We start from the raw sequence: 20,678 nt of genomic DNA on the forward strand, positions 1-20,678 counted from the left end.
AGGCATGCGATGCGTGTGCCCCGGCCTCCGGGGCCGCGGGCTCGGCTACCCGCACACCTCTTGTCTGACGGTGCGTCAGGGATGAGTATGGCGGCGCGACTCAAGAAGTGACGAACCGTCAGATAGGAGGCGGGCCATGCAGGTCCTGCCCGAAGGGCGGCTGGCGTACGGCATCCAGCTCCCCGTCCAGTCCCAGAGCGCGATCTACGCGGAACCCTGGGAAGCCGCCGCCGGGCCCGACGACCTCGTCGAGATCGCCCGTGCGGCCGACCGTGCCGGGTTCGCCTACATCGCGAGCTGCGACCACGTCGCCATACCGCGCCGGCTCGCGGACGCCATGAGCACCGTCTGGTACGACCCCGTCGCCACGCTCGCCTACCTCGCGGCCGTGACCGAGCGCGTCCTGCTGCTCAGTCATGTCGCGGTCGTCGGGCTGCGGCATCCGCTCGTGACGGCCAAGCAGTACGCGACCCTCGACCACCTCTCCGGCGGCAGGCTGATCCTCGGGGTCGGCGCCGGGCACGTACGGGAGGAGTTCGAGGCGGTCGGGGCCGACTTCGAGCGCCGGGGGGCCGTCCTCGACGAGACGATCGACGCGCTGCGCGCCGCGCTCGGGCCCGAGGAGTTCCCCGTCCACCACGGCAAGACGTACGACTTCGAAGGGCTCGGCCAGCGGCCCAGGCCCGCCCAGCAGCGCGTGCCCGTGTGGGTGGGCGGCTCCTCGCCCGCCGCCGTACGGCGGGCCGCGCTGCGCGGCGACGGCTGGCTGCCGCAGGGCGATCCGCGCGACCGGCTGCCGGGGCAGATCGCCCGGCTGCGGGAACTGCGGGCCGAGGCCGGGATCGAGGAGCCACTGACGATCGGCGCCATCACCGAGCCGCTGTACGTCGGCGAGCCCGGCTGGGAGACCGGGCGGCGGACGCTGAGCGGATCGCCCGGGGAACTGGCCGCGTCGCTGCGCGAGTACGGCGCCATGGGCGTGCACCAGATCCAGGTGCGGTTCCGCAGCCGGAGCCGCGCCGAACTCACGGACCAGATCGCGGCGTTCGGAGCGGACGTCGCGCCCCACCTCGGCTAGGGAGTCACGGCATGGGCAAGCTGGACGGACGGGTCGTCCTCGTCACCGGCGCGGCGCGCGGGCAGGGCGAACAGGAGGCGCGGCTCTTCGCCGCGGAGGGCGCGCGCGTGATCGTCGCGGACGTCCTCGACGACCAGGGCCGGGAACTCGCCGAGGAGATCGGCGCGCACTACGTGCACCTGGACGTGGGCCGGGAGGAGGACTGGAGCGCGGCGGTCGCCTCCGCGAAGGCCGCGTACGGGCGGATCGACGGGCTGGTCAACAACGCCGGCATCCTGCGCTTCAACGCGCTCGTCGACACCCCGCTGGCCGAGTTCCTGCAGATCGTGCAGGTCAACCAGGTCGGGGTGTTCCTCGGGATCAAGGCGCTCGCGCCCGAGATCGCCGAGGCCGGCGGCGGCACGATCGTGAACACGGCCTCCTTCACCGGGCTCACGGGCATGGCGTACGTGGGCGCGTACGCGGCGACCAAGCACGCGATCGTCGGCCTGACCCGGGTGGCCGCGCTCGAACTCGCGGACAAGGGGATCCGCGTCAACGCCGTCTGCCCCGGCGCGGTCGACACGGCCATGAGCAATCCGGCGCAGCTCTCCGGCGCGGACGGCGAGGAGGCCTCGCAGGCCCTCGACGCGTTCTACGGCAAGCTCGTGCCCCTCGGCCGGATCGGCCGCCCCGAGGACGTGGCCAGGCTGGCGCTGTTCCTGACCGGCGAGGACTCCTCGTACATCACCGGGCAGCCCTTCGTGATCGACGGCGGCTGGCTCGCGGGCGTGAGCGTTCTCTGACGACGCGTCAGCTATTGACGGTCCCCGCGCACGGTGGAACAGTCGGCTCAATGAATCTGACGGTATGTCAGATAACTGGATGGGGACGGTGAACCTCCTTGGAATTCGGGCTCTTTGTACAGGGATACGTGGGCAAGCGGGCCGAGACCGACCCGCTCGCGGAGCACAAGGCGCTGATGGAGGAGACCGGGTACGTCATCCAGGCGGACAAGTCCGGCTTCAAGTACGCCTGGGCGTCCGAGCACCACTTCCTGGAGGAGTACTCGCACCTCTCGGCCAACGACGTCTACCTCGGCTACCTCGCGCACGCCACCGACCGCATCCACCTCGGCTCCGGCATCTTCAACCCGCTCGCCCAGGTCAACCACCCGGTCAAGGTCGCCGAGAAGGTCGCCATGCTCGACCATCTCAGCGGCAACCGCTTCGAGTTCGGGTCCGGCCGCGGCGCCGGCTCGCACGAGATCCTCGGCTTCCTCCCCGGCATCACCGACATGAACTTCACCAAGGAGATCTGGGAAGAGACCATCGCCGAGTTCCCGAAGATGTGGCTCCAGGACGAGTACGTCGGCTTCCAGGGCAAGCACTGGTCGCTGCCGCCGCGCAAGATCCTGCCCAAGCCGTACGGGAAGTCGCATCCGGCCATGTGGTACGCCGCCGGGTCGCCGCCCTCGTACGCCATGGCCGCCCGCAAGGGCCTCGGCGTGCTCGGCTTCAGCGTGCAGAAGGTCGCCGACATGGAGTGGGTCCTGGAGCAGTACAAGACGGCCGTCGTGAACGCCGAGCCCATCGGCGACTTCGTCAACGACAACGTGATGGTGACCACCACCGCCATCTGCGCGCCCACCCACGACGAGGCGATCCGGATCGCGGTCGCCGGCGGGCTGCACTACCTGCCCTCCCTCGTCTTCCGCTACCACGACACCTTCCCGCGCCCCGAGGGCTTCCCCGTCTGGCCCGAGACCCTCCCCGAGTACACCCCCGAGTTCGTCGAGCTCCTCATCGAGGAGGAACTGCTGATCTGCGGCGACCCGGACGAGGTGCTCACCCAGTGCAAGCGCTGGGAGCAGGCGGGCGCCGACCAGCTCAGCTTCGGGCTGCCCGTCGGCGTGCCCAAGGAGGAGACCCTCCAGACGATCCGGCTGATCGGCGAGCACGTCATTCCGAAGATCGACACGGACCCGGTGCACCGCACGACCCGGTTCCGCCAAGCCGCCTAGGGGGTACTTCCGCGATGCTCGACCATCTGATCAAGGGCGCGACCGTCGTGGACGGGACGGGAGCGCCCGCCCGCACCGCGGACGTGGGCCTGCGCGACGGCCGGATCGCCGTGATCGGCAGGGTCACCGAGCCGTCCCGGACCAGCGAGGACGCGCACGGGCTCGTCCTCGCCCCCGGCTTCGTGGACCCGCACACGCACTACGACGCCCAGCTCTTCTGGGACCCGTACGCGACCCCCTCCCTCAACCACGGGGTCACCACGGTCGCGGGCGGCAACTGCGGGTTCACCCTCGCCCCGCTGAACCCCGACCGCCCCGAGGACGCCGACTACACGCGCCGCATGCTGTCCAGGGTCGAGGGCATGTCCCTGGTCGCCCTGGAGGAGGGCGCGCCCTGGAACTGGCACACCTTCGGCGACTACCTCGACGCCCTGGAGGGCCGCATCGCGGTCAACGCGGGCTTCATGGTGGGCCACTGCGCGCTGCGCCGGTACGTGATGGGCGCCGACGCGGTGGGCGGACAGCCGTCGGGGGAGCAGCTCGACGCCATGCTGCGGCTGTTCCACGAGGCCATGGACGCCGGGGCCTGGGGCCTGTCCACCACCCAGTCCTCCACCCACTCCGACGGCGACGGCGCCCCGGTCGCCTCCCGGCACGCCCGGCCCGCCGAACTGCTCGCCCTCGCACAGGCGGTGGGCGAGCACGAGGGCACCCAGATCGAGGCGATCACGGCCGGCTGCCTCGACCAGTTCAGCGACGCCGAGATCGATCTGTTCGTCGAGATGAGCGCGGTCGCGGGCCGCCCGCTCAACTGGAACGTCCTGACGATCGACTCCGCCGTGCCCGAGCGCGTCCCGCGCCAGTTGGAGGCGAGCGACCGCGCCCGCAAGTCCGGCGGCCGGGTCGTCGCGCTCACCATGCCGATCCTCACCCCGATGAACATGTCGCTCGGCACCTTCTGCGCCCTGAACCTGATCCCCGGCTGGGGGCCGGTCCTCGCGCTGCCCGTCCCCGAGCGCATCGCGAAGCTCCGCGACCCGGGCGTCCGCGCCGAGATGCTCCGGCGCGCGGAGAGCAAGGAGGCGGGCGTCTTCCGGAGGCTCGCCGACTTCGGCCGGTACGTCATCGGCGACACCTACAGCGCCGCGAACGAGGGCCTGACCGGACGCGTGGTGCGGGACATCGCCGCCGAACGCGGCCAGGAGCCGTTCGCGTGCCTGGTGGAGATCTGCGCGGCCGACGACCTGCGGACGGTCCTGTGGCCCATGCCCACCGACAACGACCCGGACTCCTGGGCCCTGCGCGCCGAGACCTGGCAGCACCAGGACGTCCTGCTCGGCGGCTCCGACGCGGGCGCCCATCTGGACCGCATGTGCGGGGCCCCGTACACCACCCGGTTCCTCGGGGACTGCCTGCGCGGCCGCGGACTCGTGCCGCTGGAGCGGGCGGTGCGGATGCTGACGGACGATCCGGCGCGGCTGTTCGGGCTGCGCGGACGCGGGCGCGTCGAGGTGGGATTCCATGCGGACCTGGTGCTCTTCGACCCGGAACGGATCGACGCCGGCAAGGCCACCCTGGTGCACGACCTGCCGGGTGACAGTCCGCGTCTCGACTCCCGGGCGATCGGGGTGCGGGCCGTGTGGGTCAACGGGACCGAGGCGATCCGCGACGACGTCGTGACGGGCGCGGTGCCGGGCAGGGTGCTCCGGTCGGGCCGCGACACCCGGACGGTGAGCACCCGGTGACGGCCTCGCAGAGCACCGGGCAGCGGCTGTTCATCGGCGGGGCGTGGGTGGCGCCCGAGCACGGCTTCTACGAGGTCGTCGACCCGGCGACCGAGAAGGTGGTCGGGCTCGCGCCCGAGGCGTCCCGGGCCCAGGTGCACGCCGCCGCGGCGGCGGCCCGCGAGGCCTTCGGACCCTGGTCGCGCACACCCGCCGAGGAACGGGCCGCCGTTCTCGCGCGGGCCGCGGACGTCATCCAGCGCAACCTCGTGCCGTACGCCGAGCTCGCGCAGGCGGAGAGCGGCGCCACCACCGGGACGGCGCGCGGCATGCAGGTCGGGGTCGGGGTGGCCCGGTTCCGGCGCTACGCGCGGCCCGAGCCGGTCGAGAGCGCGCTGCCGCCGCAGATCAACGAGGCGGGACCGTTCGGCGGGGCCGCCGTGATGGGCGCGCTGGCCGTGCGCCAGCCCGTCGGCGTGGTCACCTGCATCACCTCGTACAACAATCCCTGGGCCAACCCGGCGGGCAAGATCGCCCCCGCGCTGGCGATGGGCAACACCGTGCTGGTCAAGCCGGCCCCGCAGGACCCGCTGTCGGTGTACCGGATGGCCGAGGCGCTGGAGGCGGCCGGTGTGCCGCCGGGCGTGGTGAACGTGGTCGGCGGCTCGACGGCGGAGTCCGGCGAGGCGGCGGTCGACTCCGGGGACGTCGACATGGTCAGTTTCACCGGCTCGACGGCGGTCGGGCAGCGGATCGCCGAGGTGTGCGGGCGCGGTATGAAGCGCCAGCTCATGGAACTGGGCGGCAAGGGCGCGGCGATCGTCTTCGACGACGCGGACCTGGCCTCGGCGGTGTCGGGCATCGGCACGACCTTCTCGTTCTACAGCGGTCAGATCTGCACGGCGCCGACGCGGGTGCTGGTGCAGCGCGGCGTGCACGATGCGCTCGTGCGCCAACTGGCCGCCTACGCGGGTCATGTGCGAGTGGGGGATCCGCGTGAGCGGGGCACGGTGGTCGGCCCGGTCATCTCGGCGGCCCACCGCGACCGCGTCGAGTCCTACGTCGAACTCGGCCGCAAGGAAGGCGCGCGGATCGTGACGGGCGGCGAACGCCCCTCCCTCCCCAGCGGTTTCTACGTCGCCCCGACCCTTCTGGCCGACTGCACACCGGACATGAGGGTCGTCCGCGAGGAGATCTTCGGCCCGGTCGTCGTCGTCCTGCCCTTCGACGACGAGGAGGAGGCGATCGCCCTCGCCGACGACTCCGACTACGGCCTGATCGACTACGTCTGGTCCGGGGACGTGGCCCGCGCCTTCCGCGTCGCCCGCCGGCTGCGCGCGGGCGGGGTCGGCGTCAACACGGTCGGCCGCAACATGGAGGCCCCCTTCGGCGGCTTCAAGAAGAGCGGCGTGGGTCGCGACGTGGGCTCGTACGCCCTGCACGCGTACAGCGAGACCCAGTCGATCGTGTGGCCGGGGTGAGACGGCGGGCGGCGGTCGGTCTCGGGTAGCGCCGCTACGGCGGGAGCGGGAGGACTCGGGTAGCGGCGCTACGGTGATGGTGTTAGCGTTGTTTCCATCGGGATGGTGAACGCCGCTACCCCGGCCGAGACAAGGAGCAACGCCATGAGTGAGCAGCCGAGCACCTCCCCGCGCGTCGCGATCGTCACCGGGGGGTCCCGCGGCATCGGCCGTGAGAGTGCCGAGCGGCTGGCCCGTGAGGGATACGCCGTCGTCGTGAACTACGCGGGCAACGCCGCCGAGGCCGACAAGGCGGTCGCCGCGATCGGCGAGGCGGGCGGGCAGGCCGTCGCCTTCCGCGCCGACGTCGCCGAGGAGGCGGAGGTCGCCGCCCTCTTCGACACGGCCGAGAAGACCTTCGGCGGCGTCGACGTCGTCGTCCACGCCGCCGGCGTCATGACCCTGGCCCCGCTCGTCGACCTCGACCTCGACGCCCTGGACCGGATGCACCGCACCAACATCCGCGGCACGTTCGTCGTGGACCAGCAGGCCGCCCGCCGGCTGCGCGCGGGCGGCGCGATCATCAACTTCTCCAGCTCCGTCCTGGCCCTCGCGATCCCCGGCTACACCGCGTACGCCGCCACGAAGGGCGCCGTCGAGGCCATGACCCTGATCCTCGCCCGCGAGATGCGCGGCCGGGACATCACCGTCAACGCCGTGGCCCCCGGCCCGACCGCCACCGCCCTCTTCCTGGACGGCAAGGACGAGGAGACCATCGCCCGGATGGCCGCCCAGCCGCCCCTGGAGCGGCTCGGCACCCCCGAGGACATCGCCTCGGTCGTCGCCTTCCTCGCCGGCCCCGGGGGACGCTGGGTCAACGGGCAGGTCCTGCGCGCCAACGGCGGCATCGCCTGAGACCGTCCGCTGCGCCCGCGGCGCCGAAGATGTCAGGATCACCGCCATGAGCGACAGTACGAACCCCGGCGCGGCCCCCGTGACCACCCGGGCGCGCATCCTCGCCGTGGCCGCCGAGCTGGTCGCGAAGTCCCCCGACGGCGACGTCTCGACCCGGGCCGTGTGCGAGGCCGCCGGAGTCGGCGCACCCGCGCTCTACCGCCACTTCGGCGACAAGGAGGGCCTGCTGTCGGCCGTCGTCGACCACGGCTGGGAACGCTACCTCGCGGCCAAGCGGGAACGGCACCCCGGCACGGACCCGGTCCAGGACCTGCGCGACGGGTGGGACGGCCACACCGAGTTCGCCCTGCGGAACCCGAACCTCTACCGCCTGATGCACTCCCCGGCGATGCGCACCCCGCCCGCCGCGGCGCTGGAGGCCCACCGCATCCTCACCGGGGACCTGCGCCGCGCCGCCGAACAGGGCAAGCTGCGGCTCGCCCCCGAACTCGCCGCGCAGATGATCATGTCCGCCAACGTCGGTGTCTGCCTGATGCTGGTCTCCCGCCCGGCGACCTTCATGGACGAGAGCCTGTCGCGCCGCGTGCGGGACGCGGTGCACGTCTCCGTCTTCACCCCGGACGTGACCGCTCCCGAGCCGCGGACGGCCGGATCCGAGGCCTCCACCGTCCCCGCCACCGCGATCCGCCTGGGCGCGCAGCTCCGCCAGAACCCGAGCCCCGCCTTCACCACCGCCGAGACGGCCCTGTTCACCGAGTGGCTGGACCGCCTGTCCGACTCGGGTTGACGTCCTGGCCCGGGGTCCGTCGCCTCGCTACTTCGACATGATGAAGTCCAGGGCGTAGCCGGAGGCCGTCGTCCAGTAGGTGACCCGCTGGAAGTCGTTGGCGTACAGCGTGTCGACGGGCATGGGGACGTCGATCGGCTTGCCCACGGTGCTGCCGGGCCTGCTGCCCTGGAGGGTGAGGGTGATGCTCTTCGCCTCGTACTCGTCCATGGGGCCGCTGACGAGCAGAGCGGCGTACCCCTCCTGGCCCGGGTCGAGGGTGACGGGCTTGCCCGGGTCCGGGTCGCTCTCCTTGATCACGGGGGCCGTGGTCCGGCCGTCGCCGAGCCGCACGAGCGGGTAGCCGTACAGGTTGCACTTCTTGTCGCTCGCGTTCTGGACGGTGAGGACGAGGTGCCGGGCGTCCCGCTCCGTCACGGCGGACACCCCGAGTTCCGTCTGGGAGCAGGCGACGATCGTCTGCTTGCCGCCGGCGCCGGTGCTGCCGCCACCGGTGCCGGTGCTCGTGCCGCCCGTGCCGCCGGCGCTGCTGGTGCCGCCCTTGCCGCCGGCGCCGCTCGTGCTCCCACCGCTGCCCGTGCCGCCGCCGCTTCCGGTGCTGCCGCCGGTGCTCCCCGCGCCGCCGGCACCGTTCCCGGCCCCGTCGCCGCTCGCGGCGCCCGAAGAGCCGCCCGGCTTCGCGGAGGCCGTCGTGCCCGGCCGGGCCGAGGACGTGGAACCGTCCGAACCCTCGGCCGCGCCCGGGTCGCACGCCGTGGTCGCGAGCAGCGCCGCTGCCGCCGCGGCCCCGAGGGCGTACGTCTTCCAGCCCCTGGGGCCGGTGTGGTTCCTGCGGGCAGGCGTGTTCATGGTGTCCCCGTTTCCTCTTCCGGTCCGTATGGAGGTCGCACACGCCGGCGGCCGGCCACCCCCGCGGGGAATCCGCCCTGGGAGTCCGCCCCGTCCTGAGTGCGGGAGGACATGTCCTGAGCGTGGGAGGACATGGGTGTCCCGTGGACGGGCGGGCCGGGATGCCGGCGCCGCCGAGCGGACGATCCTGCTCGGCCGGTGCGACATCCACAGCATGGGATTCCTCGCGGAGCCGGGGCAACAGTTGCCCGTCAACCCGGGACGGTGGAACCATCCCACCCCGGATGACCTGCGGAAACGCGGAAGCCTGGGATGCCCGACCGGGATGCGAGGACCCCGGCGGCCGCACCCCGCGGCGGCCTCACCCCCGCAGATCCACCCGTACCGTCAGCAGCCCCGTCCCGATGAGCCGTACGGCCGCGCTGTTGCCCCGGGGCAGGGTGTGCAGCCGGGCCACCGGGTCGTCGTCCGGGAGGAGGTGCGCGGTGCCCTCGTGCCAGCGGCCGCGGAGCCGCACCCGCACCCTCGGATCCGCCTGGATGTTGCGTATGTACTGCGACCGTTCCCCGAACTCCGAGACCAGCCAGAAGGCGTCACCGACACGGCGGCCGCCGAGCGGGGTGCGCCGGGGCAGGCCGGAGACGCGGCCGGTGGTCTCCAGGAGCGTCTGGAACGGCATCCGGCGCGCGAGCGGGTTGACGAGGTGCCGCTGGAAGGCGGTCGTGGCGCGGAACCTGAGGTCGGTGAGGCGGGCCATGGTCGGTGGGGCTCCTGTCCGGGCTGGTGTGTGGCACAAGGGAGTTGTTTCAATGGTCCCCGATGTCGCGCGACGGGAGCAGGTGGCTGAGGATGCGGGTCGTGACCTGGAACCTCTGGTGGCGGTTCGGGCCATGGGAGGAGCGGCAGAAGGCGATCCTGGCCGTGCTGCGCGAACTGCGGCCCGACGTCGTCGGGTTGCAGGAGGTGTGGCAGTGCGGGGGCCAGAACCTCGCCGGCTGGCTCGCCGACGAGCTCGGGATGCACTGGACCTGGGCCGCCTCCGACGCCTCGGACCGCTGGCAGCGGCGGATCGGGGACCCCACGGTCGAGGTCGGCAACGCGGTGCTGAGCCGCTGGCCGGTGGTGGCGCAGGAGGTGCTGCGGCTGCCGGCCCCCGAGGAGCTGTACGACGGTCGGCTCGCCCTGTACACCCGCCTGGCCACGCCCACCCACGAGGTGCCCTTCTTCACCACCCACCTCACCTCGGCCATCCACGCCTCGGGCGTGCGCCGCGAACAGGTCACCGCCCTGGCGGAGTTCGTCGCCGCGCACCGGGGCGGCACCGACTTCCCCCCGGTCGTCACGGGCGACTTCAACGCCTGGCCGGACTCCGACGAGATCCGCCTGTTCGGGGGGTACAAGACGTCCCCCGTGGTCCCCGGACAGGTCTTCCTCGACGCCTGGGAGTACGCCGACCCGACGGCGCCCTGGGCCACCTGGGACCCGGCGAACGCCCATGTGGGCCCGCACAGCCCCGCCGCCCGCATCGACTACGTCCACGTCGGCCCGCCCGGCCCCGGCGGCCTGGGCCACGTCCGATCCGTACGCCGGGCCGGGGACGGCCCGACCGGCGGGACATGGCCCTCGGACCACACGGCAGTGGTCGCCGACCTGTCCCTCCCGCCGGGCGGTCAGGACGCGCTCTGAGGCCTGACGCGCCCGGAAGCCCGGGGGAGTCCTACACCCCCAGGAAGATCGGATTCGTGAACGCCGCCAGTGCCCCCGGGACCGGGCCCGCCGCCGTCTCGTGGCGTAGTTCCGCGCGGACGTACGCCGCGTAGGACGCCGTCGTGCGCCACTCGACCGTTCCCGAGCCCGCGACCGGCAGGGGGGCGCTGGTGAACAGCGTGCCCTGGTCGGTGACGAAGCGGACCGTGCAGCGCGGGGCGCCGGCGGCTTCCAGGCGGACGGTGACCGGGGTGTCCGGGGCGACCCGCAACCGCTCCCCGATGCCCGCGTGTTCGCCCTTGGCGCCGGACACCGAGAAGGAGAGGGAGACCAGCTTCGACTCCGCGACGTAGGAACGGCCCGCGCGGATGCCCTCCTGGATCGCCTCGCGGGTCAGGTCGTCGGCGAGGACGACCGTCTGCGGGGAGCCGACCGGGTCGGGGTCGCGGTGCGCGTCGCTGTTGCCCATCGCCGGGAGCCAGTCGTGGCCGCCGCGCACGGAGGCGACCAGCATGTTGTCCCAGTCCGCGAGGGCGACCTCGTCGTCGGGGGTGTACGGGCCGTTCCACACCTCGACCGCGTCCGCCTCGCCGAAGCCGAACTTCCAGCCGCAGCCGACACACGTGGCGTGCGGGTGCGCGGGCACCACGAGGCCGCCGGCACCGCGGATCCGGCGCGCGAACCGGCCGAAGCGGTTGTCGCGGGCCCGGTAGCGCCAGTCGACGAAGGTCCCGGGCTCGGTGCCGAGCGCCAGCACGTGCCCGTTGCGGGTGGTGACCTCCTCGCCGAGCATGATCAGCAGATCGTCACCCGCCTGGTCCGCCCAGTGCGGATGCGCGGCATGCGTGTTGTGGTCGGAGGAGTTGATGAAGTCCAGACCCGCCGCCCGCGCCAGCGCCGCGATCTCCGCGGGCGTGCGGCGGCCGTCCGAGTACCAGGAGTGCAGATGGCAGTCGCCGCGGTACCAGGCGCGGCCGCGGCCCTTGGCGCGCGAGGGCGGGTACACCGGCTCCGGCGCCGGCGCCGGCTTCCCGTACGTCAGGGTGATCGTGACCTCGTACGCCAGGCCCTGCGGCGCCACCGTGTACGGACCGAGCGCGATGTGCCAGGTGCCGGGGCGCACCGGTCCGGGGACGTAACCGGGGGTCGCGTCGTCCGAGCGGATGAAGAACTCCGTGCGCGCGCCGCCCGACCAGCCCCGGAAGCCCCGCCCGCCCAGCTCCGTGCCGTGCTCGTCGAAGATGCCGATGTCCAGAGCGTTGCCCGCCGTGCCGGCCGGCACCGACGGCCGCTCGTAGCTGTAGGAGACCTTGATCTCCGCCACCCCGGCCGGTACTTCGACCGGGAGGTACACGAAGTCGGGGGAGCCGGTGGGGAGGGTGCCCCGCACCGTCCGGGTCTCCTGGTCGTCCGCCGCTTCCGCGTGCGCACCGCTGGGGAAGGTCACGCTTCCCAACGTAAGCGCGGCAGCCGCTCCCGTCACGAACAGGGCGCGTCTGCCGATGCCGTGGTCGTCCTCGCACATACTGCTGCTCCCCTGGAGTCGGGTGTGACAGTGACATGAGTGATGCGAAGTGCCACGGACCACTGTGCGAGGAGGCAGTGAACGCAGGTGCACACCAGGGGGATCGACGGCTTTCGGGGAGGCCGACAGATGCCGCGCGGCCGGAATGCCCTCGGGTCCCGCTGTCCCCGGTGACCTCGACCGTATGCTCGAAGGATGACGACCTCCGCGACGGGCGCGACTCCCGGATCCGGGCCGACGGCGAACTCCATGCGGCGCGCGCTGCGGCGCGCGCGGGACGGCGTCGCGCTCGACGTGACCGAGGCCGCGGTGCTGCTCCAGGCACGCGGCGCGGACCTGGACGACCTGGCCGCCTCCGCCGCGCGGGTGCGGGACGCGGGCCTGGACGCGGCCGGCCGGCCCGGCGTCATCACGTACTCCAAGAGCGTCTTCATCCCGCTGACCCGGCTGTGCCGGGACAAGTGCCACTACTGCACCTTCGTCACGGTCCCCGGCAAGCTGCGGCGGGCCGGCCACGGCATGTTCATGTCCCCGGACGAGGTCCTCGACATCGCCCGCCGGGGTGCCGAACTCGGCTGCAAGGAAGCCCTGATCACCCTCGGCGACAAGCCGGAGGACCGCTGGCCCGAGGCCCGCGAATGGCTGGACGCGCACGGCTACGACGACACGATCGCCTACGTACGGGCCATCTCGATCCGCATCCTGGAGGAGACGGGCCTGCTGCCGCACCTGAACCCGGGTGTGATGTCGTGGACCGACTTCCAGCGGCTCAAGCCGGTCGCCCCGTCGATGGGCATGATGCTGGAGACCACCGCGACCCGTCTGTGGTCCGAGCCCGGCGGCCCCCACCACGGCTCCCCGGACAAGGAACCGGCCGTCCGGCTGCGGGTCCTGGAGGACGCCGGCCGCTCCTCCGTCCCCTTCACCAGCGGGCTGCTGATCGGCATCGGCGAGACGTACGAGGAGCGCGCCGACTCCCTGTTCGCGCTGCGCCGGATCTCCCGGGCCCACCACGGCATCCAGGAGCTGATCATCCAGAACTTCCGCGCCAAGCCGGACACCGCGATGCGCGGCATGCCGGACGCGGAGCTGGACGAGCTGATCGCCGCCGTCGCCGTCGCCCGGCACATCATGGGCCCGGGCGCCTGCCTCCAGGCGCCGCCCAACCTGGTCGCCGGCGAGTACGGACGGCTGATCGGCGCCGGGATCGACGACTGGGGCGGGGTCTCGCCGCTGACCATCGACCACGTCAACCCGGAGCGGCCCTGGCCGCAGATCGAGCTGCTGCGCGAGCGGTCGGCCGCCGAGGGCTTCGAGCTGCGCGAACGCCTCTGCGTCTACCCGGAGTTCGTGCGGCGCGGCGAGCCCTGGCTGGACCCGCGGCTGCTGCCGCACGTGCGGGCGCTCGCGGACCCGGAGACCGGACTCGCGATGCCGGACGCGGTGGTCGAGGGGCACCCCTGGCAGGAGCCGGAGGAGGCCTTCACGTCCTCGGGGCGCACCGATCTGCACCAGGCCATCGACACCGAGGGCCGTACGGGCGACCGCCGCGAGGACTTCGACACCGTGTACGGGGACTGGGCGGCCCTGAAGGAGGCCGCGGCCCCCGGGATGGTGCCGTCGAGGATCGACACGGACGTACGGGCGGCCCTCGCGACCGCGGCCGACGACCCGACGCGGCTGACCGACGACGAGGCCCTCGCGCTGCTGCACGCCGACGGCCCGGCCCTGGACGCCCTGTGCCGGATCGCCGACGACGTGCGCCGGGCGGCCGTCGGCGACGACGTCACGTACATCGTCACCCGCAACATCAACTTCACGAACGTCTGTTACACCGGCTGCCGTTTCTGCGCCTTCGCCCAGCGCCGTACGGACGCCGACGCGTACACCCTGTCCCTGGACCAGGTCGCGGACCGCGCCGCCCAGGCCTGGGACGTCGGCGCGGTCGAGGTGTGCATGCAGGGCGGCATCCACCCGGACCTGCCCGGCACGGCGTACTTCGACATCGCGAGGGCGGTGAAGGAACGGGTCCCCGGCATGCACGTCCACGCCTTCTCCCCGATGGAGGTGGTGAACGGCGCGACCCGTACCGGCCTGTCCATCCGCGAGTGGCTGATCGCGGCCAAGGAGGCGGGCCTGGACACCATTCCCGGCACGGCCGCGGAGATCCTGGACGACGAGGTGCGCTGGGTCCTGACGAAGGGCAAGCTGCCCGCGGCCACCTGGATCGAGGTCGTCACCACGGCCCACGAACTCGGCATCCGCTCCTCCTCGACGATGATGTACGGCCATGTCGACCAGCCCCGCCACTGGCTCGGCCACTTCCGCACGCTCTCCCGCATCCAGCAGCAGACCGGCGGGTTCACGGAGTTCGTGACCCTGCCCTTCATCCACACCAACGCCCCCGTCTACCTGGCCGGCATCGCCCGCCCCGGCCCGACGACCCGCGACAACCGCGCGGTGATGGCGATGGCCCGCCTCCTGCTCCACCCGCACATCCCCAACATCCAGACGAGCTGGGTCAAGCTGGGCACCGAGGGCGCCGCCGAGATGCTCCGCTCCGGCGCCAACGACCTCGGCGGCACCCTGATGGAGGAGACCATCTCCCGCATGGCGGGCTCCAGTTACGGCTCGTACAAGTCGGTCAAGGAACTGATCGCGGTGGCCGAGGCGGCGGGCCGCCCCGCCAGGCCCCGCACCACCCTCTACGGCGAGGTCCCCCAGGAACGGCAGCGCGCGGCGGCCGCCTCGGACGGCCACCTGCCGGAGCTGCTGCCGGTGCTGGACTGAGGCCCGCAGAAAACCTTTTCTGCGCTGTCGGTGGTCCCTGTTAGGTTCATGCGGCTCGCTTGATCATCAAGCGCCAAGTGTCAACAGGGGAGAGTGACTTGAGGAGTTCCGGAAGAGCGGTCGGGCACGGTCGGCTGATGGTGGGGTGCTGCGCGGTGGCGCTGGTGGCCACGGCCGCCGGCTCGGCGTCCGCGCTGGACAACCTGCCGCCGAAACAGCCGCTCGTGCAGGACCTGAAAACGGGGAACAGCGCGTGCGCGACGGGCGAGGACACGGCGTACGTCGCGCAGCCGCCCCGGCTCAGCGCCGTGCTCTACGACCCGGAGGAGGACAACCAGCCCTCGGAGTCCAGCCCCGTCAAGGGCGAGTTCGAGGCCTGGTGGACGGACTCGGCGGGCGTGGAGCAGCGCCGCTCCTTCACCACCATCACCCTGTCGTCGGGGGTGCCCCAATACTGGACGACGCCCTCCGACCTTCCCGTGAACACGGTCGTCTCCTGGCACGTCCGCGCGAACGACACCAAGACCACCTCCCCGTGGAGCGACGAGGGAGCCGGCTCGGTCTGCTCGTTCGTCATCGACGACACGAATCCGGCGAACGCGACGATCACCTCGCCCGAGTACCCCACCCCGGACGAGAAGTTCTGGGTGGACGGCGTCGGCGTCTACGGCCACTTCACGATGGACTCGCCCTCGGACGACGTGGTGTCGTACACCTACGGCTTTCTGGGCGGCCCCTACGGCACCGTGTCCCCGGCCCGTCCGGGCGGGGCCGTGACCATCCCGTACCTGCCGCTCAGGAGCGGGCCGAAGTACCTCCAGGTCCGCGCGATCGACCGGGCGGGCCGCAGCAGCGGTCAGACGACCTACGACTTCAACGTCCAGTCCGGCCGCGCCCCCGTCGCCCGCTGGAAACTGACCGACGCGGCCGGCTCCCGGTCGGCCGCGGCGGAGACCGGCACCGCGGCCCGCGTCGGCATCGGCGCGGCCTTCGGCGGCCCCGCCCCCTCGGGCACCGGCACGGCCTCCACGGTGAGCCTGGACGGCAGCGGCCACGGCTTCCTCACCCCGGACGCCCCCGCCACCGACCTCCGCAAGTCCTTCGCGGTCAGCGCCTGGGTGCGGCCCGCCGAGACCGGCCGGACCATGACGGTCGCCTCCCAGGACGCCGACGGCACACCCGGCTTCGCGCTCGGCCTGCGCGCCGGGGACTCGGGTCCGGCCTGGGCGTTCACGATCGGCGGCGCGCGGGTCTCCGGCGGCGCGCCCGAGACCGGCGAATGGGCCCACCTCCTGGGGGTGTACGACGCGGAGACCGGCAAGGCGCGGCTGTACGTCAACGGTCGCGAGACGGGCACCGCGGTGGACGCGACGCCCGCCGAAGCCGCCGGCGCCTTCCAGATCGGCCGCGCGCGCGGCACCTCCGGCTACCGCGACCGCTGGCACGGCGAGGTCGGTGACGTCCAGGTCCACGACCGGGTCGTCGTGCCGGACGAGGTCTCCGAACTCGCCCACCGCACGCCGAAGCGGCTCGGTCACTGGTCGCTGGAGAGCGCGACGGACGGGGTGAGCCCCGAGCAGGGCGGCGGCTCACCGCTGCGGCTCGGCGGCGGCGCGACGATCCGGCAGGGCTCCGACGACTCCTGCATCCCGGAGCTCGACCCGGACTGCACCCCCGTGCCGCCGGCGCTGGCCGACGGGGCGGACCTGCAACTGGACGGCGAGACCGGGTACGCGGCCACCGACGGGCCGGTCGTGGACACCGGGGACAGCTTCTCCCTCGGCGTCGTCGTCCGCCTCGCCGACGCCGAGCCCGACCACGCGATGACCGTGCTCTCCCAGGCGGGCGAGCACACCGACGCCTTCCGGGTGCGCTACGAGCCGTCCACGCACACCTGGCAGCTCGTGATGCCGGAGAGGGACGAGGCCGGGGCCCCGGAGAAGGTGGTGTCCGAGGCCGAGTTCGCGGACGGCGGCGAGGGCCTCGGCCACCGCCTCGCCGTGGTCTACGACGACGGGGCCGACACCATCAAGCTGTACGTCGACGGACAGCTCGGCGGCGGGGACACGGCGGACTTCCCGAACGGCTGGCACAGCACCGGCGCGCTCCAGGTCGGCCGGGCCAAGGCCGGTGACGGCTGGACCGAGTACCTCCGCGGCGACGTGGACGAGGTGCAGGCCTACAAGGGCGTCCTGAGCGACACCCAGATCCAGCAGCTCGGCTCGGGCGCGGGCATCGACCCGTGATCCCACCGGTCCCGGGGGCCTGAACCCGGCCCCGGGCACGGGCACCGCCCAGACGGGCGGCCGGAAGCGCGTTCCGGCCGCCCGTACCCATCCCGTCATCCCCGTTCGGTCCCGGACAGGGTGCGTCAGACTGGGGGACGGATCGGGCGGACCACGGGGGAGGGGCGGGCGATGGTGCGGGCGCGGCCGTCGATGCAGGAGCTGATCGAAGGGCGGCGACGGCACGGGTTCGTCGGGCGCGGCACCGAACGCGCCCTGTTCCGCGCCAACTTCGAACTGCCGCCGGAGGACGAGCGGCACCGGTTCCTGTTCCATGTGCACGGCGACGCGGGCGTGGGGAAGTCGTTCCTCTTGAAAGAGATGGAACAACTGGCCGCCGAGCACGGGGCGTTGACGGCGTACGTCGACGAGAACGCCACCGGGCTGCCCGACGCCCTGGAGGCGATGAGCCGTCAGTTCGCCGCACAGGGACACCGGTTCAAGGAGCTCGACCGTCTGCTGACGGCGTACCGCGAGCGGCGACACGAGGCGCAGAGCGCCGTCCTCGGCCCGCAGGACACGGAGCGGCCCGGCCCCTCGGCGGCCGGCCTGACCGTGGCGCGGGCCGGCCTGCTGGGGCTCGGGATGGTGCCGGGCGTCGGAGCCCTCGCCGGGATCATGGACCCCGCCCACCTGGCCCAGGGCGCCGACCGGCTGCACGCCAGGGTCAGCGCCCGGCTGCGCAGCCAGGAGGACGTACGGCTGGTCCTCGCGCCCCAGGCCGTGCTCACCCCGGTCCTCGTCGCGGAGCTGTCCGAGGCGGCCCAGGCCGTGCCCTGGATCGTCCTGTTCCTCGATACGTATGAAAGGACCGGCTCCTTCCTCGACGGCTGGCTCCACGCGATGATGACGACCCGCGAGTACGGCGTCCTGCCCGCCACGGTCGTCGTCGTGACCGCCGGACAGCGCCCCCTCGACACCGCCCGCTGGGGCGGCTTCGGCGACTTCGTCACCGACCTGCCCCTCGGACCGTTCACGGAGGCCGAGGCACGGGGGCTCCTCGCCGGCAAGGGTGTCGTCTCGGAGCCGGTGGTCGCGGAGGTCCTGCGGCTCACCGGCGGACTCCCCCTGCTGGTCTCGACCCTGGCCGAGCAGCGTCCCGCGGATCCCGGGGACGTCGGAGACCCCTCGGCCACGGCCGTCGAACGCTTCCTGAAGTGGGAGGCGGATCCGCTGCGCCGGGCGGTGGCGCTCGCGTGCGCCCTGCCCCGGAGCCTGGACCTGGACGTGGTCCGGGCGGCCGTCGAGCGCACGGACGAGGCGCACGCGGACGACGAGAGCGGCGCCCTGTTCGACTGGCTGCGCGCGCTGCCCTTCGTGGACGGCCGCGGCGACCGGGTCCGCTACCACGACCTCGTCCGCGAGGCGATGCTCCGGCTCCAGCGGCGCCATTCCCCGCGCGGCTGGAGCGAACGCCACGAGCGGCTCGCGGAGGTCTTCCGCCGGTGGCGCGACGAGGCGGGCCGGGGACTGGTGGATCCCGACGAGGTGTGGCGCCACGAACCGTGGCTGCGGCTGCGGCTGGAGGAGTCCTACCACCGGCTGTGCGCGCGACCCGTCGCGGCGCTGGGCGAGGCGCTGCACGCCCTGGTCGAGGCCTGCCGCACCGGCCCGGCGGCCGGGCGCACCTGGGCCAGGATGCTCCAGGAGGCCGGGGACGCGGCCGGAGCCCCGGTCCCGGGCGAGCTGGGCAGGTCGCTGGGCGAGGCCCTCGCCGACGACGAGGACGGGGTCGGCCGGGCGATGGAACTGCTGCTCGCCCGCCCCGAACTCCAGGGTCCGGGGCGGGCCCTGGCGCACGGGGTGCGGGCCAGGGAGCTGCGGATCGCCGGGGAGTACGCGCGGGCCCTGGCCGAGTACGGCAGGGCGCTGGAGCTCGATCCGGACGAGGCACGGGTGCACTACGGCCACGGTCTGACCCACCAGTTGCTGGGCGACTACCCCGCGGCGCTCGCGGCCTTCGACCGCGCGGACGCACTGCGGCCCGGCACGGCCTGGATCATCGCCGAGCGGGCGGAGACCCACCGCATGGCCGGCCGCGCGGCGGAAGCGGCGGCCGACTTCGACCTGGCCGTCGCCCTCGACCCGACGAACGCCGACGCGGTGGCCACCCGGGCGGTGTGCCGGCACGCCCTCGGCCGGTTCGAGGAGGCGGCCGCGGACTTCGACCGGGCGCTGAGCATCGACGGGGACTTCCTGTGGCCGCTCGTGCGCAGAGCCCGGCTGCGCCGGGACACGGACGAATGGGAGCAGGCGTTCGCCGATCTGGACCGGGCGGCCCGCCTGGAACCCGAGAACGCCTGGGTCGCGTCGGAACGGGGCGACACCTACCGGCTCGCGGGCCGCTTCGAGGAGGCCGTCGCCGAGCTCGGCCGGGCCGTCACCCTGGAGCCCGACCACGCCTCGGCGCTGGCGGGCCGCGGGGTGTCGCACCACGAACTGGGTCACGGAGCGGAGGCACTGGCCGACCTCGACCGCGCCGTCGAACTGGCCCCGGAGTACTCCTGGGCGCTGGTGATGCGGGCGCGGGCGAGGCGCCGCCTCGGGGACCTGCCCGGCGCGTACGAGGACCTGCGGCGCGCGCTCACGGCGGATCCGGACGCCGACTGGATCGAGATCGAGCTGGCCAACACCTACCACCTGGACGACCGGCACCAGGAGGCGATCGCCGTGTTCCGGGACCTCCTGGAACGGGACCCCGGCAACACCTCGGCGACGGGCTGCCTGGGGGCGGTCCTCCGCGACCTCGGAGAGCACGCGGAGGCGCTGGTCCGGCTGGACCGGGCCCTGGCGGCCGACCCGGAGTACGCCTACGCCCTCGACCAGCGGGCCCGGGTCTTCCTGGCGACCGGCCGGACCGAGCGGGCGCTCGCCGACTGGGAACGGCTGATCGCCCTGGACGGGGACGCCGACACGGCACGCCGCGAGATCGTGGAACTGCTGATCCACCGCGGCCGGTGGGAGGAGGCGGCGGCCCGGCTGGCCGAGGACCCGGCGCCGGGCCCGGACGACGCCCTCGTCCCGGCCCGCGACCAGCTCCACGTCACGATCCTGCGGCACAGGGGCCGGGGGGAGGACGCCCGGGACCTCGCCGAGCGGCTGCGCGAGACCGCCCCGCTGTCGGGCACCTTCGAGGTGGCGATGACGGAGCGGCGGTTCCGCGGCCGGGCGGCCGCGCAGCCCTGGTGGCGGGAGCTGGCGCGGCTGCTGGACACGGAAGAGGAGGAACGGCTCCGCGCGTCGGGCCGGTGCATCGTCGCCTGGGCCCTCGCGGACTGGGCCGCCGCCGACCGGGAACTGACCGCCTTGCTGGCCCTGGACCCCGACTGGGAGGAGCTGGCGAACCTCGTGGACGTGCTCGACGAACTGCTGCGCTGCCCCGACGCCGAGACCGCCGAGCTGACCCCGCGCCTCGCGGCGGTCACGGCGGCCCGCGACGCCGTCCGGGAGCGCCACACCGGCTGATCACGCCCGTCGCGGATCCGACCGGGCCTTTATGGTTCCGTGGCCTCAACCGACCGTTCGCGTTCGATTACAGTGCTCTGCTGTCGGACGT

Annotated in this window: 14 protein-coding genes; 11 read left to right on the top strand and 3 right to left on the bottom strand. The window is 73.3% G+C overall.

Annotated elements, in window-relative coordinates; genetic code table 11:
• The first annotated feature begins 136 nt into the window (after window positions 1-136).
• The 7 genes from ACFRIC_RS28555 (at window position 137) to ACFRIC_RS28585 (ending at window position 7,966) form a co-directional block, all read left to right on the top strand.
• A complete protein-coding gene (locus tag ACFRIC_RS28555) occupies window positions 137-1,078 on the top strand; it encodes an LLM class F420-dependent oxidoreductase (RefSeq protein WP_382791345.1) in 942 nt (313 codons plus the stop codon).
• A gap of 11 nt (window positions 1,079-1,089) precedes the next feature.
• Complete coding sequence (locus ACFRIC_RS28560; protein ID WP_382791347.1) at window positions 1,090-1,863, top strand: SDR family NAD(P)-dependent oxidoreductase; 774 nt, start codon at window positions 1,090-1,092, stop codon at window positions 1,861-1,863.
• Between the two features lie 98 nt (window positions 1,864-1,961).
• Window positions 1,962-3,080, top strand: a complete 1,119-nt coding sequence (locus ACFRIC_RS28565) for an LLM class flavin-dependent oxidoreductase (protein WP_382791349.1) — start codon at window positions 1,962-1,964, stop codon at window positions 3,078-3,080.
• Between the two features lie 14 nt (window positions 3,081-3,094).
• A complete protein-coding gene (locus ACFRIC_RS28570; protein WP_382791352.1) occupies window positions 3,095-4,825 on the top strand; it encodes an amidohydrolase family protein in 1,731 nt (576 codons plus the stop codon).
• Window positions 4,822-6,285, top strand: coding sequence for an aldehyde dehydrogenase family protein (locus tag ACFRIC_RS28575; RefSeq protein WP_382791355.1), 1,464 nt, complete (start codon window positions 4,822-4,824; stop codon window positions 6,283-6,285). Before ACFRIC_RS28570 ends, ACFRIC_RS28575 begins: the two co-directional genes overlap by 4 nt.
• Before the next feature lie 144 nt (window positions 6,286-6,429).
• Window positions 6,430-7,179, top strand: a complete 750-nt coding sequence (locus ACFRIC_RS28580; RefSeq protein WP_382791357.1) for an SDR family oxidoreductase — start codon at window positions 6,430-6,432, stop codon at window positions 7,177-7,179.
• A gap of 46 nt (window positions 7,180-7,225) precedes the next feature.
• Window positions 7,226-7,966, top strand: coding sequence for a TetR/AcrR family transcriptional regulator (locus ACFRIC_RS28585; RefSeq protein ID WP_382791360.1), 741 nt, complete (start codon window positions 7,226-7,228; stop codon window positions 7,964-7,966).
• A 27-nt stretch (window positions 7,967-7,993) separates the two neighbouring features.
• Here ACFRIC_RS28585 and ACFRIC_RS28590 read toward each other — a convergent pair whose 3' ends face one another.
• Both ACFRIC_RS28590 and ACFRIC_RS28595 read right to left on the bottom strand, forming a co-directional pair.
• Window positions 7,994-8,815, bottom strand: coding sequence for a DUF4232 domain-containing protein (locus ACFRIC_RS28590; protein WP_382791363.1), 822 nt, complete (start codon window positions 8,813-8,815; stop codon window positions 7,994-7,996).
• Between the two features lie 361 nt (window positions 8,816-9,176).
• Entirely contained in the window at window positions 9,177-9,572 is a 396-nt protein-coding gene (locus tag ACFRIC_RS28595) for a nitroreductase/quinone reductase family protein (RefSeq protein ID WP_382791365.1), read from the bottom strand.
• A 92-nt stretch (window positions 9,573-9,664) separates the two neighbouring features.
• Between ACFRIC_RS28595 and ACFRIC_RS28600 the strand changes: the two genes are divergently transcribed.
• Window positions 9,665-10,501 (top strand): endonuclease/exonuclease/phosphatase family protein, encoded by an 837-nt coding sequence (locus ACFRIC_RS28600; RefSeq protein WP_382791367.1) that lies wholly within the window; start codon window positions 9,665-9,667, stop codon window positions 10,499-10,501.
• Window positions 10,502-10,532: 31 nt separating this feature from the next.
• Here the strand turns inward: ACFRIC_RS28600 and ACFRIC_RS28605 are convergent, their stop codons facing one another.
• A complete protein-coding gene (locus ACFRIC_RS28605) occupies window positions 10,533-12,047 on the bottom strand; it encodes a CehA/McbA family metallohydrolase (protein ID WP_382791370.1) in 1,515 nt (504 codons plus the stop codon).
• A 195-nt stretch (window positions 12,048-12,242) separates the two neighbouring features.
• Here ACFRIC_RS28605 and ACFRIC_RS28610 point away from each other — a divergent pair, with 195 nt between their 5' ends.
• The 3 genes from ACFRIC_RS28610 to ACFRIC_RS28620 all read left to right on the top strand — a co-directional run bounded on the left by ACFRIC_RS28610 (window position 12,243) and on the right by ACFRIC_RS28620 (window position 20,587).
• Complete coding sequence (locus ACFRIC_RS28610) at window positions 12,243-14,837, top strand: bifunctional FO biosynthesis protein CofGH (protein WP_382791373.1); 2,595 nt, start codon at window positions 12,243-12,245, stop codon at window positions 14,835-14,837.
• 137 nt (window positions 14,838-14,974) lie between these two features.
• Window positions 14,975-17,083, top strand: coding sequence for a LamG domain-containing protein (locus ACFRIC_RS28615; protein ID WP_382791375.1), 2,109 nt, complete (start codon window positions 14,975-14,977; stop codon window positions 17,081-17,083).
• Between the two features lie 171 nt (window positions 17,084-17,254).
• The gene (locus tag ACFRIC_RS28620; RefSeq protein WP_382791379.1) at window positions 17,255-20,587 is read left to right on the top strand and encodes a tetratricopeptide repeat protein; all 3,333 of its coding nucleotides are present in this window, start codon (window positions 17,255-17,257) and stop codon (window positions 20,585-20,587) included.
• The last annotated feature ends 91 nt before the right edge of the window (window positions 20,588-20,678 follow it).

The organism is Streptomyces sp. NPDC056738 (genome assembly GCF_042790435.1).
Classification (GTDB): domain Bacteria; phylum Actinomycetota; class Actinomycetes; order Streptomycetales; family Streptomycetaceae; genus Streptomyces.

What these genes read in the sequence shown, in the direction of transcription:
- ACFRIC_RS28605 (WP_382791370.1), bottom strand. Translation starts at nt 12,047, where the DNA reads ATGTGCGAGGACGACCACGGCATCGGCAGACGCGCCCTGTTCGTGACG.
- ACFRIC_RS28585 (WP_382791360.1), top strand. Translation starts at nt 7,226, where the DNA reads ATGAGCGACAGTACGAACCCCGGCGCGGCCCCCGTGACCACCCGGGCG.
- ACFRIC_RS28590 (WP_382791363.1), bottom strand. Translation starts at nt 8,815, where the DNA reads ATGAACACGCCTGCCCGCAGGAACCACACCGGCCCCAGGGGCTGGAAG.
- ACFRIC_RS28595 (WP_382791365.1), bottom strand. Translation starts at nt 9,572, where the DNA reads ATGGCCCGCCTCACCGACCTCAGGTTCCGCGCCACGACCGCCTTCCAG.
- ACFRIC_RS28615 (WP_382791375.1), top strand. Translation starts at nt 14,975, where the DNA reads ATGGTGGGGTGCTGCGCGGTGGCGCTGGTGGCCACGGCCGCCGGCTCG.
- ACFRIC_RS28570 (WP_382791352.1), top strand. Translation starts at nt 3,095, where the DNA reads ATGCTCGACCATCTGATCAAGGGCGCGACCGTCGTGGACGGGACGGGA.
- ACFRIC_RS28610 (WP_382791373.1), top strand. Translation starts at nt 12,243, where the DNA reads ATGACGACCTCCGCGACGGGCGCGACTCCCGGATCCGGGCCGACGGCG.
- ACFRIC_RS28560 (WP_382791347.1), top strand. Translation starts at nt 1,090, where the DNA reads ATGGGCAAGCTGGACGGACGGGTCGTCCTCGTCACCGGCGCGGCGCGC.
- ACFRIC_RS28600 (WP_382791367.1), top strand. Translation starts at nt 9,665, where the DNA reads ATGCGGGTCGTGACCTGGAACCTCTGGTGGCGGTTCGGGCCATGGGAG.
- ACFRIC_RS28620 (WP_382791379.1), top strand. Translation starts at nt 17,255, where the DNA reads ATGGTGCGGGCGCGGCCGTCGATGCAGGAGCTGATCGAAGGGCGGCGA.
- ACFRIC_RS28580 (WP_382791357.1), top strand. Translation starts at nt 6,430, where the DNA reads ATGAGTGAGCAGCCGAGCACCTCCCCGCGCGTCGCGATCGTCACCGGG.
- ACFRIC_RS28555 (WP_382791345.1), top strand. Translation starts at nt 137, where the DNA reads ATGCAGGTCCTGCCCGAAGGGCGGCTGGCGTACGGCATCCAGCTCCCC.